General features: G+C 69.3%; 11 protein-coding genes. 7 read left to right on the plus strand and 4 right to left on the minus strand.

The annotated features are described in order from the left end of the window. Positions 1-9 precede the first annotated feature (9 nt). The 7 genes from EDC82_RS11565 to EDC82_RS11595 all read left to right on the plus strand — a co-directional run bounded on the left by EDC82_RS11565 (position 10) and on the right by EDC82_RS11595 (position 8,218). Positions 10-2,322 (plus strand): RNA degradosome polyphosphate kinase, encoded by a 2,313-nt coding sequence (locus EDC82_RS11565; RefSeq protein WP_115297003.1) that lies wholly within the window; start codon positions 10-12, stop codon positions 2,320-2,322. A gap of 23 nt (positions 2,323-2,345) precedes the next feature. Continuing rightward, complete coding sequence (locus tag EDC82_RS11570) at positions 2,346-3,278, plus strand: NUDIX hydrolase (protein WP_354082681.1); 933 nt, start codon at positions 2,346-2,348, stop codon at positions 3,276-3,278. A 168-nt stretch (positions 3,279-3,446) separates the two neighbouring features. Beyond that, complete coding sequence (gene pstS / locus EDC82_RS11575; RefSeq protein ID WP_074041001.1) at positions 3,447-4,598, plus strand: phosphate ABC transporter substrate-binding protein PstS; 1,152 nt, start codon at positions 3,447-3,449, stop codon at positions 4,596-4,598. Between the two features lie 120 nt (positions 4,599-4,718). Continuing rightward, positions 4,719-5,753: a phosphate ABC transporter permease subunit PstC gene (gene pstC / locus EDC82_RS11580; RefSeq protein ID WP_131941623.1), complete on the plus strand. Its 1,035-nt coding sequence runs from the start codon at positions 4,719-4,721 to the stop codon at positions 5,751-5,753. Continuing rightward, a complete protein-coding gene (gene pstA, locus EDC82_RS11585) occupies positions 5,750-6,682 on the plus strand; it encodes a phosphate ABC transporter permease PstA (RefSeq protein ID WP_006946437.1) in 933 nt (310 codons plus the stop codon). Before pstC ends, pstA begins: the two co-directional genes overlap by 4 nt. A gap of 43 nt (positions 6,683-6,725) precedes the next feature. Further along, positions 6,726-7,502, plus strand: coding sequence for a phosphate ABC transporter ATP-binding protein PstB (gene pstB / locus EDC82_RS11590; protein ID WP_006946474.1), 777 nt, complete (start codon positions 6,726-6,728; stop codon positions 7,500-7,502). 449 nt (positions 7,503-7,951) lie between these two features. Then, positions 7,952-8,218, plus strand: a complete 267-nt coding sequence (locus EDC82_RS11595) for a hypothetical protein (protein ID WP_062258103.1) — start codon at positions 7,952-7,954, stop codon at positions 8,216-8,218. 406 nt (positions 8,219-8,624) lie between these two features. Here EDC82_RS11595 and EDC82_RS11600 read toward each other — a convergent pair whose 3' ends face one another. The 4 genes from EDC82_RS11600 to EDC82_RS11615 all read right to left on the minus strand — a co-directional run bounded on the left by EDC82_RS11600 (position 8,625) and on the right by EDC82_RS11615 (position 15,473). Then, entirely contained in the window at positions 8,625-9,251 is a 627-nt protein-coding gene (locus EDC82_RS11600) for a hypothetical protein (RefSeq protein WP_074041002.1), read from the minus strand. 164 nt (positions 9,252-9,415) lie between these two features. Further along, positions 9,416-11,269 (minus strand): malto-oligosyltrehalose trehalohydrolase, encoded by a 1,854-nt coding sequence (treZ, locus tag EDC82_RS11605; protein ID WP_074041003.1) that lies wholly within the window; start codon positions 11,267-11,269, stop codon positions 9,416-9,418. Further along, positions 11,266-13,965, minus strand: coding sequence for a malto-oligosyltrehalose synthase (treY, locus tag EDC82_RS11610; RefSeq protein WP_074041004.1), 2,700 nt, complete (start codon positions 13,963-13,965; stop codon positions 11,266-11,268). The genes treZ and treY overlap by 4 nt, the downstream gene beginning before the upstream one ends. Before the next feature lie 77 nt (positions 13,966-14,042). Further along, the gene (locus EDC82_RS11615; protein WP_131941625.1) at positions 14,043-15,473 is read right to left on the minus strand and encodes an amino acid permease; all 1,431 of its coding nucleotides are present in this window, start codon (positions 15,471-15,473) and stop codon (positions 14,043-14,045) included. Between the last annotated feature and the right edge of the window lie 16 nt (positions 15,474-15,489).

Below are 15,489 nucleotides of genomic sequence, written 5' to 3' on the forward strand. Positions count from 1 at the left end.
GATAGAGCCATGAGCACTGCGCCCAAGACCGCCGCCTCCAAGGAACCGCAGGATGCGGGCCGCGCCGACGACTCGCCGCCCGAGACTACTCCCTCGTCTCCGTCGACGGCCGTCGCCCGGTTCAAGCCACGCGCGGCCTCTCGTCCACGCAACGTCGCGCGCTCGGCGGCCACGACGGAGAAGGCGAAGTCGACGAAGACCGCCTCTGCTGACGAGCCGGAGCTGCCCGCAGACCGTTTCCTCGACCGCGAGATGTCGTGGCTGCAGTTCAACGAGCGTGTCCTGCAGCTGTCGACCGACCCGAACGTGCCGCTGCTCGAGCGCGCCCGCTTCCTGTCGATCTTCTCGTCGAACCTCGACGAGTTCTTCATGGTGCGTGTGGCGGGCCTCAAGCGCCGCATCGCCGCCGGCCTCGCGGTGCGCTCGGCGTCCGGTCTCGAACCGCGCGAGCTGCTCGACGACCTGACGCGCGCCTCGCACGACCTCATGGATCTGCACGCCGGCATCTTCCAGCGCCAGGTCCGCCCGGCCCTGGAGGATGAGGGCATCCGCCTGCTCAAGCTCTCGCAGCTGACGGACGCGGACCGTGACTACCTGGGCACCTACTTCGAGGCGCAGGTCTACCCCGTCCTCACCCCGCTGGCCGTCGACCCGGCGCATCCTTTCCCGTACATCTCGGGCCTGTCGGTCAACCTCGCGGTGCTGCTCATCGACCCCAAGACGGGCCGCGAGCACTTCGCTCGCGTGAAGGTGCCGCCGTTGCTGCCACGCATGGTCAAGCTGCCGACGGGCGAAGGCGAGGACCCGCTGTACGACGCGCGCTTCGTCACCCTCGAGGACGTCATCGCCGAGCATCTCGACGTGCTGTTCCCCGGCATGGAGGTGCACGAGCAATTCACCTTCCGCGTCACGCGCAACGAGGATCTCGAGGTCGAGGAGGACGACGCCGAGAACCTGCTCACCGCCCTCGAGAAGGAGCTGACGCGACGCCGTTTCGGCGCGGCGGTGCGTCTCGAGGTCGCCGACGACATGGACGATCACGTCCTCGACCTGCTGACGCGTGAGCTGGGCGTCAGCGACGACGAGGTCTTCCGCCTGCCCGAGCCGCTCGACCTGCGCGGCCTCGGTGACATCGCCGATCTCGACCGCAGCGAGCTGCAGTGGCCACGGTTCATGCCGAAGACCCACCCGCTGCTCGCGCCGGTCGAGCGCTCCGAGGCCCCCGACGTCCTCGGCGCGATGCGTTCGAGCGACATCCTGCTGCACCACCCCTACGACTCGTTCTCGACGTCGGTGCAGGCGTTCGTCGAGCAGGCCGCAGCCGACCCAGACGTGCTCGCCATCAAGCAGACGCTGTACCGCACGAGCGGCAACTCGCCGATCATCTCGGCACTCATCGACGCAGCGCAGGCCGGCAAGCAGGTGCTCGCCGTCGTCGAGATCAAGGCGCGCTTCGACGAGGAGAACAACATCACGTGGGCGCGCAAGCTCGAGCGCGCGGGCGTGCACGTCGTCTACGGCATGGTCGGGCTCAAGACGCATGCGAAGCTGTGCCTCGTCGTGCGGCATGAGGGCGACGGCATCCGCCGCTACTGCCACGTCGGCACCGGCAACTACAACCCCAAGACGGCTCGTCTCTACGAGGACCTCGGGCTGCTCACGACTGACCCCGATGTGGGCGAGGACCTGGGCCGGCTGTTCAACCAGCTGTCGGGCATGGCGCCGCGCGCCAAGTTCAAGCGCCTTCTCGTGGCGCCGCGTTCGGTGCGTTCCGGCTTGATCGAGCAGATCGACCGGTGCATCGAGGCGGCCAGGGCCGGCAAGGCCTCGAGCGTGTCATTCAAGGTCAACTCTATCGTCGACGAGCAGATCATCGACGCCTGCTACCGCGCCTCGCAGGCCGGGGTGAAGGTCAACGTTCTCGTGCGCGGCATCTCCGCGCTGCGTCCGGGCGTACCCGGACTGAGCGAGAACATCGAGGTGCGCTCGATCCTCGGGCGCTTCCTCGAGCACAGCCGTGTGTTCGTCTTCGACGTCGAGGGCCAGGAGCCGATCGCCTACATCGGCAGCGCCGACATGATGCACCGCAACCTCGACCGCCGCGTCGAAGCGCTCGTGCGGCTTACGGACGAGCGCCAGGTCGCGACGGTCGTCGACCTCGTCGCCACCGGCATGAGCCCGCAGACCTCGTCGTGGCGTCTCGACGCCGAGGGCCGCTGGATCCGGGAGAACCTCACGCCCGACGGCGCGCCGAAGAACGACTACCAGGCCGATCTGATCGAGGCGTACTCGAAGCGTCGTCGCAAGGCCCGCCGGCGGTGACGCGCGGCAGGAACCCCGAGCTGGTGCCTGCTGCCGGGGCGCTCGTGTGGCGCCGCCGCCGCAGCCGCATCGAGGTGGCGCTCGTTCATCGTTCGCGCTATGACGACTGGTCGTGGCCGAAGGGCAAGCTCGACCCCGATGAGACGTTCGCTCAGGCCGCTGCGCGTGAGGTGCTCGAGGAGACGGGGCTGCAGGTGCGTCTCGGCATCCCCCTGCCCGAGCTCGTCTACGGCCTCGACAACGGCGCGACGAAGCTCGTCCGGTACTGGGCCGCCCAGGTCGTCGGCGGCAGCGGAGTGCTCGAGCACGAGGTCGACGAGGTGCGCTGGCTCGACGTCGAGACGGCTCGACGAACGCTCACCTACGCACGCGACCGCATCCCCCTCGACGCCCTGCTCGAAGCCGAGCGTGACGGCCGCCTCGAGACGTGGCCGCTGCTGCTCGTGCGTCACGCCCACGCCCAGGCGCGCGCCGCGTATCGGGGTGACGACGACGCCCGCCGCCCGCTGAGCGAGCGCGGCCGCGCACGGGCCGCTGCGCTCGTCCCCGTCCTCGGGGCGTGGGCTCCTGAGCGCGTCGTGTCGTCGTCGTCGACGCGGTGCGTGCAGACGGTCAAGCCGTTCACGTCCGCGAGCGGGACGCGGTTGCAGACGAGGAGCGCGCTGTCGGAGGAGACCTTCGCCGCTCGTCCTGAGAAGGCCGCCCGCCAGTTGACGCGCGCCCTCGAGCGCGCCGATGCGACGGCGTTGTGCACTCACCGCCCCCTCATCCCCGATCTCGTGGCGGGGTTGTCCGCACTCGCGTCGACCGGGTCGGCGACGCGTCGCTGCCTCGACCACATCAAGGCGCACGGGATGGACAAGGGCGAGGTGCTCGTCTGCCAGGTCCTCGGTGGCGGCCAGGAGGCGCGGATCGTCTCGGTGGAGCGGTTGCGCACCCCACCCCGGGAACGCTGAGCACCGATTCCGACCGGCAATCTCCCACTGCCCAAGGCCTCTCACACCCCTCAGACTGCGTTCACTCAACGTTTACCTCGAAGGGGGATTCGCGACACGTGAACGACCTAGGTTCCAAGCGTCCAGGCACGTGCCCGGAAATACTTTGTGACGAGAGGTCTGTATCCCGTGAAGATCACGAGCATCGCCCGCATCTCCGGCGTCGCGCTGGCCGGCGCCCTTGCCCTGTCCGCCTGTGGCAGCGAGTCGTCCGACTCCGCCACCGACGGCGCCAAGTCCGCAGGCTCCAGCGCGACGGACGCCGCCAAGTCCGGCGGCGACTCGGGTTCGGCCGACTGCGGCAAGAAGGACCTGAAGGCCGAGGGTTCCTCCGCCCAGGACAACGCGATCCAGGACGCCATCGAGAAGTACGGCAAGACCTGCGACAACAACGTCACTTACAACGCGACCGGTTCCGGCAACGGCATCAAGCAGTTCATCGCCGGCCAGGTCAACTTCGCCGGCTCTGACTCCGCGCTCAAGACGAAGCCGAAGGACGGCAAGATCGAGACCGACGAGGCCAAGACGGCCTGCGGTTCCGAGGCCTGGAACATCCCGATGGTGACCGGCCCGATCGCCGTCTCGTACAACCTGAAGGACGTCAAGGACCCGATCACGCTGACGCCGGCCGTCCTCGCCGACATCTTCAACGGCAAGATCACGAAGTGGAACGACCCGGCGATCGCCGCGGTCAACAAGGGCGTCACCCTGCCGGCCAAGGACATCAAGGTCTTCTTCCGCTCGGACGAGTCGGGCACGACGGAGAACTTCACGAAGTACCTCGCCGCCTCCGCGAAGGACAAGTGGACGGCCGAGCCCGGCAAGAAGTGGACGGGCAAGGGCGAAGGCAAGGCCAAGACGGCCGGCGTGACCTCGTCCGTGAAGTCGACCGACGGTGGCATCACGTACGCCGAGTGGTCGGCCGCGAAGGACAACGAGCTGCAGGTCGCGAAGATCGACAACGGCGCGGGCGCCGTCGAGCTGACCGGCGCCTCGGCGTCCAAGGCCATCTCTGCCGCGAAGATCGACGGCACGGGCAACGACCTGCGCCTCAAGCTCGACTACGCGACGAAGGAAGCGGGCGCCTACCCGATCGTCCTCGTCACGTACGAGGTCGTCTGCTCGAAGTACAAGGACGCCGAGATCGGCAAGTCCGTGAAGTCGTTCCTCACCTACTTCGCCGGCGACGACATCCAGAAGAACCTCGAATCCCAGGGTTACGCGCCGCTGCCGGCCGACATCCAGGGCAAGGTCAAGACGGCCGTCAACGCCATCCAGTGACGCACAGCGCCTGACGGGGTGCTCGGGCGCTTCGGCGCCCGAGCACCCCGTCTGCGCGTCGGAGCGAGTCCATAGTCTCGCGTTCCACCCGTACCAGCTCGAGCAGAGGCAGGAAACCTCATGAGTTCAATCACCGGCGTCTCGGTGGCCGACGCACCCGGCCCCGACGACGGTCACACCCCCGGGGAGGGCCCCGGCGAACACGCCCCCTCCGGTGACCGCGCAGCGACGGGCCGCAGGGGCGACATGATCTTCGGTGGCCTCGCGCGCGGCGCGGGCCTCCTCGTCGTCGTCCTCGTCGCGCTCGTCGGAGCCTTCCTCGTCATCCAGGCGGTTCCCGCCATCATGGACGACCACTCGAACTTCCTCACCTCCCAGGACTGGGACGTCGACTCGAGCCCGATGCACTTCGGCATCGCCCGCCTGCTGTGGGTGACGGTCACCTCCTCGGTGCTCGCCATGCTCATCGCCGTGCCGCTCGCCGTGTGCATCGCGCTGTTCCTCACGCAGTACGCGCCGAAGTGGCTGGCGAAGCCGGGCGCTGCGCTCATCGACCTGCTGGCGGCCGTGCCGTCCATCGTCTACGGCCTGTGGGGCGTGTTCACCGTCGGTCAGTACTTCGACCCGGTGGCCAAGGTCATCCAGGACGTGCTGGGCTGGTGCCCCCTGTTCGCCAAGACGGACACCTCCCCCGCGAGCACCATCGCCTTCGTCTCGATCATCCTCGCCATCATGATCCTGCCGATCATCACGGCCCTGACGCGTGAGGTCTTCGCGCAGACGCCGCAGGCCCACAAGGATGCGGCGACGGCGCTCGGCGCGACGAAGTGGGAGGTCATCCGCACCGCGGTGCTCCCCTTCGGCAAGCCCGGCATCATCAGCGCGTCCATGCTCGGCCTCGGGCGCGCGCTCGGTGAGACCGTCGCCGTCATGATGATCGTCTCCGCCCTCAACGGCAGCGAGGGTTGGAACTTCTCGATCTTCAAGGGCGGTGAGACCTTCGCCTCGAAGATCGCCAACAACGCCGGCGAGTTCGACAACCCCTCGAAGACGGGGGCCTTCATCGCGGCGGGCCTCGTCCTGTTCATCCTGACGTTCGTCGTCAACGCGATCGCCCGTGTCGTCATCGAGCGCAGGAAGGCGTTCACCGAATGAGCACCGCAGCCCACTCCCTCGAGAAGAACCCCGCTCCCGAGCCCCGGTCGAAGAACTCGCTCTCCGGCAAGGGCCAGTCCGGCGGCCGCGCGACGAAGAACACGATCGCCACCGTCGTCATGTGGGCCGCGTTCCTCGTCGCCCTCGTACCGCTGGTGTGGATCATCGCCACCGTCATCATGAAGGGCGGCGAGCTGCTCCTGCACGTCGACTGGTGGACGAAGAGCCAGCGCGGCGTCGGCCGCCGCGAGGTCGCCGGCGGCGCCGCCCACGCCATCCAGGGCACCCTCATCCAGGCCTTCGTCACGGCTCTCATCGCCGTGCCGATCGGCGTGATGACCGCCGTCTACCTCGTCGAGTACGGGCGCGGCCGTGCCGCGAAGATCGTCAGCTTCATGGTCGACATCCTCACCGGTGTCCCCTCCATCGTCGCCGCGTTGTTCGTCTACGCCGTCTGGGTGACGACGTTCGGCTTCGACCGCATCCCGTTCGCCGTGTGCCTGGCGCTCGTGCTGCTCATGGTTCCCGTCGTCGTGCGCTCCACGGAGGAGATGTTGAAGCTCGTGCCGAACGAGCTGCGCGAGGCCGCGTACGCCCTCGGCGTGCCGAAGTGGAAGACGATCCTCAAGATCGTTCTCCCGACGGCGTTCTCCGGCATCGTCACCGGTGTGCTGCTCGGCCTCGCCCGCGTCATGGGCGAGACGGCACCGCTCATCATCCTCGCGCCGTACTTCAAGTCGCTGTCGACGAACCTGTTCGGCGGCCTCATGGGCACGCTGCCGACGATGATCTACAACGGCAAGGACAACATGGCCGTCGACGCCTCCGCGCAGCGCGTGTGGGCGGCGGCGTGCACCCTCATCCTCCTCATCCTTCTTCTCAACCTGCTGGGCCGCTTCATCAGCCGCTTCAGCAAGGTCAAGAACTGACATCCGCTCGCGCGGATACGACTCGTAAAGGAACCCGAGTTCAATGAGCAAGCGGATCGACGTTCACAACCTCAACGTCTACTACGGCGACTTCCTCGCCGTGAACGATGTCTCCATGACGATCGAGCCCCGCTCGATCACGGCCTTCATCGGCCCGTCGGGCTGCGGCAAGTCCACGTTCCTGCGCACCCTCAACCGCATGCACGAGGTCATCCCCGGCGGCCGCGTCGAGGGTCAGGTGCTCCTCGACGACGAGGACCTGTACGCGCCGGGCGTCGACCCGGTGGCGGTGCGCCGCACCGTCGGCATGGTGTTCCAGCGCCCCAACCCGTTCCCGACGATGTCGATCGGTGACAACGTCGTCGCGGGTCTGCGCCTCAACGGCGTGAAGGACAAGAAGGTGCTCGCCGAGAAGACGGAGCAGTCGCTGCGTGGCGCGAACCTGTGGAACGAGGTCAAGGATCGCCTCGACAAGCCGGGTGCCGGCCTGTCGGGCGGTCAGCAGCAGCGTCTGTGCATCGCGCGTGCCATCGCGGTGTCGCCGGACGTGCTCCTCATGGACGAGCCGTGCTCGGCTCTCGACCCGATCTCGACGCTCGCCATCGAGGATCTGATGCTGGAGCTGAAGAAGGACTACACGATCGTCATCGTCACGCACAACATGCAGCAGGCGGCGCGTGTGGCTGACCGGACGGCGTTCTTCAACCTCGAGGCGACGGGCAAGCCCGGCATGCTCGTCGAGATGAACGACACGCAGAAGATGTTCAGCAACCCGGATCAGCGGGCGACCGAGGACTACATCTCCGGTCGCTTCGGCTGACAGCCGGGCGAAAGGGCCGTGAGGACCGGGGCGCAGCGAAGCGAGCACCGGCCCGGCGCGGCCCTCCGAGCCCGTCAGGTGAAAGCGAAAGGGTGCCGAGGACACGAACGAAGCGAGGTCCGCAGGCGCCCCCGAGCTCAGCCCGAGAAGCACTGCTGATCCATCGTGCGTTGTGCGCCCCCCACCGTCGTGACGGTGGGGGGCGCCTGCGTTGCCGGGCAGCGTTCCTGCGGCGTCAACCTGACTTCACGCTGGGAGGCGCTGCAGGCGTCGCTGCACGTCGGGATGCAGAATGACTCACATCACATATGAGCGGGGGCTATGACCGTGTGCCGATCGAGTTTCCCTGGGGCGCAACCCTCTTCGGCATAGCGCGAGCCGGCGCTGAACATCGTGCCCGGGGTCGGGCAAATCGACTCAATGCTTCAGGGGCCGTTCATCCCGATTTCATGCACACTGTGCTTGTGCCGAAGGATGCAACTCGTATTGGAACGTGGTCGCGCAAGTCGCTGCTCAAGAACCGCAAGAAGCAGGCGATCGCGCGCGGCGCTCACCCGACCCCTGACGAGATCGTCTTCTCGGACACCCCGGGAATCGTCGACGACGGCAACTTCAGCTACGGCGTCTGCCACGTCTGCGACTGGAAGGGCGGTGGGCGTCGCGCCCGCGAGAAGGCCCGCCGCGACGCGGCGGAGCACTACCTCCTGGCGCACTGACCACCACGGCACGGTCGAATGCCAATACATCCCGGCGCGATGCAGGTGCTTCGCCGCTCGCGAGAGGTGCGGTAGCGGCGCAGGGGATGGCCGCGCCGCGAGAGATGTGAGACACGCTGGACCGGGAGCGCCTCTCGGCACTAGGCCGCTCGTAGCGGCTGAATTTGGGACCCGGGGCTGCCGCGGCCCAGCGTGCTCATCCACCTTAACGAACATCACCGGCCCTCGCATTCCCGGCGGCTGCGAGAAACGTCACGCAGTGCAGTGTCGTCCCGGAGCCGGCGACGCCTGGCGAGGCGTCACCACCGGTCGAGACCAGACAGCGCAACCCATGAACCGGTCGGGATGCACCAGTCGAGACGGGCCGCCCGGGTCGAATGACCTGAGTCGAGTCAGTCGGGTCGGATCAGTCGAGGTTGCCGGTGCGCCAGGCGGAGGCGGCCTTCGTCAGGTCACGGGCTGTGTCGCCGAGCCGTGCGGCGCTGAGCGCCTCGCGCGCGGCCAGGGCATCGTCATGGCCGTCGTGACGCTCGGCGCGTTCGGCCCGGCCGGAGGCGACGACGCGACAGAAGGCTGCGGCGCGTTCGAGCGCGACGGCGAAGTCGCCGGTGTAGGCGCCCTCGAGGATGCGGTCGGCGAGCACCTTGATCTCGGCAGGTCCGCTAGGGTCGGCCGATCCCGCGACGGCGTGGGAGACGTGAGCGTGCCGGATACCGGCGTTGTAGTCGCCCGCGGCGCCTACAGCGTCGCGGCGCACCCATTCGCGCAGCGTGTAGAGGCGCCACAGCACGCCGGGCAGGCTGACGGCCGGGCGCCCGGCCCACAGCTGCGCGAGCGTCGACAAGCCGATCTCGTCCGTCAGCGCGATGAGCCGGGCCGTCACCTCCGGGTCCGCGTTGGTGCGCCCGGCGCCGACGAGGATGGCGGCGCTCTCGTGCGCGATGGCGGTGACATCGGCGGGGTCGGGTGCTCCCTCGAACGCCTGGAACTCGCGGTCGGTGAAGAACAACGGCTTGTGGTGGGAACGCGTCACGGGTACGGCAGGCTCCTTCGGTGCCTCGACGAGGCGTCGAGTGCGTCATCGGGTCAACGACGCGCGGGCGGGCGGCATTCCGCCGGGCGCCGTCGAGACATCCGCCGGACGCCGTCGCCGCGAACTCCACAGGGTCGCACCGGGCGGCACGACCCTGCTACGGGTCAGCGGACGATGGCCACCCCGTCGGCCGGGATGACGACGCGCACTCCCCCGCCGTCGGCGGGGCGCTCGTCGACGATGTGCCATGCGGCGATGACACGGTCGGCGTCGATCGTCGTCGCCTCGCCCGAGAGGTTGACGACGACGCGGCAGTCGCCGCGGTGCACCGTCACGACGCTCGTCGGGCCCTCGCCGTCACGCTCGACCCGGCTCGTGCCGAGGGTCGGGTCGGACAGGTCGGGCACCTCGCGGCGCAGCCTGATGAGGGTGCGGTACCAGTCGAGCAGGAGCGACTGCTCGCCGTCGGGGTCGTCGATCTCGCTCCAGCGCAGCACCGAGTTGCGGAAGGTCGACTCCTCCTGGGGGTCGGGCACCGCGTCACCCCAGCCGTGGGCCGCGAACTCGGCCGCGCGCCCGCGTGAGGTGCCCTCGGCGATCTCGGGGTCGACGTGGTCGGTGAAGAACTGCCAGGGGGTCTGCGCACCGTACTCCTCACCCATGAAGAGCATCGGCGTGTACGGCGACGTCAGCAGCAGCGCTGCCGCGCAGGCCAGCCGGTCGACGCCGACGAGCTGCGAGAGGCGCTCGCCCGTCGCGCGGTTGCCGACCTGATCGTGCGTCTGCAGGGACGCGACAAAGCGCCAACCCGGCGTCGCTTCGGGATCGACGGGGCGGCCGTGGCGGCGCTCGCGGAAGCTCGAGTACGTGCCGTCGTGGAAGAACGGCGTCGCGTACATCTTGGCGAGAGCCGCGGGGGCCGCGAAGTCCTCGTAGTAGCCCTGCGTCTCACCGGTGAGCAGCACGTGCAGGGTGTGGTGGATGTCGTCGGCCCACTGCCCGCTCAGCCCGAGGCCGGCGCTGCCACCGTCGGCGACCGCGAGTCCGCGCTGACCCGAGCGCGGTTCGCGCGCACGCGGCGTGACGGTGGCCGGGTCGTTGCGGTCGGACTCGGCGACGACGACGACGTTGCGACCCGTCTGCTCGGCGGCGAGTTCCAGTGCGGCCGTGAGCTCTTCGAGGATGTGGACGGCCGTGTCGTCGGCGAGCGCGTGGACGGCGTCAAGGCGGAACGCGTCGACGTGGAACTCGGTGAACCACATGAGCGCGTTCTCGATGATGAAGCGGCGCACCTCGTCACTCTGCGGGCCGTCGAGGTTGACGGCGGGGCCCCACGGCGTGTGGTGCAGCGCATTGAAGTAGGGGCCGAACTCGGGCAAGTAGTTGCCGCTCGGGCCGAGGTGGTTGTAGACGACATCGAGGCAGACGGCGAGGCCGCGCGCGTGGCACGCGTCGACGAAGCGCTGGAAGGCGGCCGGGCCACCGTAGGCGGCGCTCGTCGCGTACCAGTTGACACCGTCATAGCCCCAGTTTCGCTCTCCCGGAACGCCGTTCACCGGCAGGATCTCGACGTGTGTCACCCCGAGCGTCACGAGGTGATCGAGCCGTTCGATGGCCGAGTCGAACGTCCCGGATTCGGTGAACGTGCCGATGTGCAGCTCGTAGAAGACCGCGCCGCGCATCGCGTCGTCGTGCGAGGCCGCGTCCGCGTGGTGGCCGCGCCAACCGTCGTCCTGCCAGTCGTGGGCCGCGAGGTCGACGACCTCGCTGGGGCCGTGGATGCCCTCGGGCTGCAGCAGCGAACGCGGGTCGGGGCGCGGGTCGCCGCCGTCGATGCTGAAGGCGTACTCGCTGCCGACGCGCACCGGCTCGGGCGAATGCCACCAGCCGTTCTCGCCGGCCTTCATGGGCGCCTTCACGCCGTCCGCGACGAGGTGCACCATGCGCTCGGCGGCCGGCGCCCACACCGAGATCGTCTGGGTCGCGCCGTGAAAACCGGGCGAGGAGTAGGTGTTCATCGCTTCTCCTGAACGAGGACGTGGACGTGGCCGAACTCGTGGTCACCGAGATCGCCGAACGCGACCGGCGCGTCGGTGATGGTGAGGCGTTCGCCGGTGAAGGCGTGCCGCCACTCTCCGGCAGGCAGGCTGACGTGGGCATCGGCCAGCGCGCCCGTGCGCAGTGCCCGGGATGCAGCGCGCACCCCGATGACGGCGACGGCGAGCGGAGTCGCGTCCGCCTCGGCGGGCGTCGGTGCGTCAGTCTGCTCGCCGCCCTGGGCGCGCTTGACCAACTTGCTCACCTGACGCCCCGCGGCCTCGACGAGACGCCCGGCCTCGGCGATCTGACGGCGCACCACGGACGCTGCCGGCACCGTCCTCTCGAACGCGACGAGGAACTCGCTGTCGGATTCGAGCGGTTCGTAACCCGACCCCGGGTTCGCCGGCGCATGGACGTCCGCGGCGAGGCAACGCTGCACGAGGCGCGGACGCGAGCCCCCGACGTCGAGGAGCTGCTCGAGTTCGCCGTAGTCGACCGGGCGACGGTTGTCGGGGTCGACGAGGCTGAGCGTCGGACGTTCCGAGCCCTGGTAGGTGTCGGGGATGCCCGGAAGGAACAGCTCGAGCACCTTCTGAGTGTGCCCGGTCAGCGTGATCGCCTCGGCGTTCCGTCGACGCGCGTCGAGGAGGCTGCGGCGTAGATCCGCGGCGAGCGTCTCGGCGGCCGGCGCCGATGCAGCGCTCTCCCCCGTTCGAGGGGCGGCGGCGTCGTCAGCCTCGAGGACAGCGGTGGCGAAGGCGAGCACCTGCTTCTCGTACGCCTCGTCGCCGTCGGTCCAGGCCGTGTAGACCTTCGCCTCGCGCAGCGCCTTCGTCAGGTACTCGCTCAGGCGATCCGCGTCGATGCCGAGATCGCGCCGCCCGTGGACGGCGTCGGGTGCGGCGCCGTCAGCATCGGTGGTGTCGAACGGGCCGTAGGCGGTGGAGAATCCAGCGATGGTCTGCCACGCCAGCGCCGCCGCGGGCCGGTCGACGCCCATCGCGTCGGCGAGCGCGAACGCGGCGTCGCTGCACGCCGTCCACGCCTCGTCGTCACCGGCGATCGCGAGCAACGCCGCGCGAACGTCCTCGCTGCGCTTCGTGTCGTGCGTCGACAGCGTCGTCATCGTGCGCGGCCAGTATTCGGCGTTGTGCTGCGCCCAGGCGTTCAGACGGTGCGCGCCGGCGTCCACGAGGACGTCGACGTCGCCGCCGACCTCGTTGAGGGCGGTCAACGCGTGCCACCGGTAGAAGAGGGTGTCCTCGATCGACTTCGCCATGACCGGGCCCCATGTCTGCTGCAGACGCACCGCGAAGTCGGACGCGGCCGGCTCGATGTCGTCGAACTCGTCGGCCCCGGCGTGCGGACGCACGAGCGCGATGCGCTTGAGAGCATCGAGCTCGTCGGCCAGATCGGGGCGGGCCTCGCGCGCGGCCTCGAGCGCCTCGTCGAGGTGGTGCTTCGACTCCGGTGCCATGCGGGCGCCCGGGACGAGGTAGGCGCGGTAGACGGGCGCCGCGACGAGCAGCTCGACGATCGCGGCACGCAGTGCTTCGCGCTGCAGGTCGGGGCGCACCTCGGCGGCGCGACGCGTCAGCCGCTCGGCCTCCGGCACGAGACCGTTCTCGACGACGAAGCGCTTCGCCTCGCGCGTCGCGACCTCGACGTCGCGGGCGTCGCCGTCACCGAGCGCACGCTGCCAGCAGGCCTCGATCGTCGGGGCGGCGACGTCATCGGCCAGCGCGGCAGTGATGGCGGCCATCGCGTCGTAACCCGTCGTGCCCGCGCAGGCCCAGTCGCTCGGCAGGTGCTCGCCCGGTTCGAGGATCTTCTCGACCCAGATCGGCGTGCCCCTGCGGCACTCCTGCGTCAGTCGCGCGAGGTATCCGGCCGGGTCGGCCAGTCCGTCCGGGTGGTCGATGCGGAAGCCGTCGATGTGGCCGGCGTGATGCAGTTCGAGCAGCAGCGCGTGCGTCGCGTCGAAGACGTCGTCGGTCTCGACGCGCACGGCGATGAGCTCGTTGACCTCGAAGAAGCGACGATAGTTGAGCACCGCGTCACGATCGCGCCAGAACGCGAGCCGGTAGTGCTGACGCTCGAGAAGCCGGGCGAGTTCGTCGCCCTGCGGCGCCTCGCCGATGCCGTCGAGGGAACCGTCGGCGACGGGGAAGACGTGTTCGTAGTAGCGGATGACGGGTTCGTCACCGCTGCGGTCGAGCGTGATCGAGCCGTCCGCGATCTCCTCGTCGAGCGGCTTGCCGAGGATCGGGACGCCGAGCGCGCCGTCGAGCGCGTCCCAGTCGACGTCGAACCAATGCGCCGTCGAGGCGTCCTTCCCCCCTGCCAGCAGCGCCCACAGCGGCGCGTTGCTCGACTCGGGCGCGACGAACGCCATGTGGTTCGGCACGACGTCGACGACGACACCGAGCCCCAGCTCGTGCGCGGCGTCGGCGAACCGCTCGAACGCTTCGCGGCCGCCCAGCTCCGGGTTGACACGGGTGTGGTCGAGCACGTCATAGCCGTGGACCGAACCGGGGACGGCGGTGAGGATCGGCGAGCAATAGGCGTGCGAGATGCCGAGCTTCTTCAGGTACGGCAACTGCGCGCGGGCAGCGTCGAACGGGAAGTCGGCGTGCAGCTGGAAGCGATAGGTGGACGTCACGGGCGCGCTCATGCCTCCAACCCCACCACCATTCGCGCGGAAAATCGAGTCGGGGCCGCAGCATCCCACCGCAGGGGTGAGGTGGGGCGTCAGGAGGTACGGGCCCGGGCTCGCCCGGCCCGCGTGAGGAGGTACGCGACGAGCAGCACGAGGACCCAGCCACTGCCGATGAGCGCCGCCTGACGCATGTCGTCGACCTCGAACGCGGTGGCCATCACGGCGAGCACGCCGACGACGCCGAGCGCCGCCGTCACACTGCCGCCGGGCAGGTGGACGCTGCCATCGACGTCGCCGCGGCGCTTGAACGCGATGAAGCTGGCGAGGGCGAGCAGCCACGTCACCATGACGGAGAAGATCGCGATGGAGGCGAGCTTGGTGAAGATGTCGGCAACCCCCGTCTGTGCGAGGTAGATCGCGAGGACGAGGCCGAACGTCGAGACGAGCGTGGCCGCGAGCGGCACGCCCCGCAACGTCGTGCGGGCGAGGAATCGTGGTGCGAGACGATCGACGGCGAGCGAGTGCACGAGCCGACCGGCGCCGTACAGCTGCGCGTTGCCCGTGGACAGCGCGGCGACGAGGATGACGGCGTTCATGATGCCCGCGGCGGCCGGGAGCCCGACGGCGTCGAACGCCTTGACGAACGGGCTCGCCGTCAGGCCCTTCGCGGACGCGACGTCGGTCCAGGCGTTGAGCGTGACGATGAGACCCACCGCGATGACGTAGAACAACCCCAGCCGGGCGACGAGGGCGCGCATCGCGGTGCGGACGCTGCGGCGCGGGTCGTCGGCCTCGGCCGCGGTGATCGGCACGACCTCGACGCCGACGAAGGCGAACATCACGATCGACATCGACAACCAGATCGACTCCATACCACCGGGCATGAACCCGCCGTGGTCGGTGAGGTGAGCGAACCCGGTGGCGGGATGGCCGGGCACGCCGAACAGCACGAGGACGAGCGCGACGAGGATGAACGCGACGAGAGCCGTCACCTTGAGCGTGGAGAAGACGACCTCGGCGCGGCCGAACGCGCGCACGGAGAGCAGGTTGATGACGATGATCGCGAGCGCCACGAGGGCGACGAACACGGAGAGCGACGTCTGCGGCCACCAGTACTGCAGATACGCGCCGGCCGCGACGACCTCGCCGCCGAGCGCGATGACGCTCGCCGCCCAGTAGCACCAGCGAGAGACGTAGCCGGCCCACTCCCCGAGGTAACGCCCCGCGGCGGCGCCGAAGCTGCCCGGCTCGGGGCGGGCGGTCGCCATCTCCGCCATGGCGAGGCCGATGACGGCGATGAGCAGCGCGCCCAGCGCAAAGCTGACGACGGCCGCCGGGCCGGCCACCCCGATCGCCGCGCCGGAACCGAAGAACAGGCCCGTGCCGAGCGCCGAACCGAGACCGATCATCAGCATGGTGCGATGCCCGAGGCTGCGCGTCAGGCCACTCGAACCCTCTGAGCTCGCCGGGGCGTCCGTGCTCGCCGAGCCCTCGACCGCGTGGGCGCCGACCTGCTGATCCACCGTGTTCTCCTTCGAC

The sequence above is a fragment of the Dermacoccus sp. SAI-028 genome (genome assembly GCF_004346775.1).
In the GTDB taxonomy this organism is placed as follows: domain Bacteria; phylum Actinomycetota; class Actinomycetes; order Actinomycetales; family Dermatophilaceae; genus Dermacoccus; species Dermacoccus nishinomiyaensis.

Excerpts from the sequence above, each read along its gene's own strand:
- EDC82_RS11565 (WP_115297003.1), top strand. The coding sequence starts at position 10 with ATGAGCACTGCGCCCAAGACCGCCGCCTCCAAGGAACCGCAGGATGCG.
- pstC (WP_131941623.1), top strand. The coding sequence starts at position 4,719 with ATGAGTTCAATCACCGGCGTCTCGGTGGCCGACGCACCCGGCCCCGAC.
- pstA (WP_006946437.1), top strand. The coding sequence starts at position 5,750 with ATGAGCACCGCAGCCCACTCCCTCGAGAAGAACCCCGCTCCCGAGCCC.
- pstB (WP_006946474.1), top strand. The coding sequence starts at position 6,726 with ATGAGCAAGCGGATCGACGTTCACAACCTCAACGTCTACTACGGCGAC.
- EDC82_RS11595 (WP_062258103.1), top strand. The coding sequence starts at position 7,952 with ATGCACACTGTGCTTGTGCCGAAGGATGCAACTCGTATTGGAACGTGG.
- treZ (WP_074041003.1), bottom strand. The coding sequence starts at position 11,269 with ATGAACACCTACTCCTCGCCCGGTTTTCACGGCGCGACCCAGACGATC.
- treY (WP_074041004.1), bottom strand. The coding sequence starts at position 13,965 with ATGAGCGCGCCCGTGACGTCCACCTATCGCTTCCAGCTGCACGCCGAC.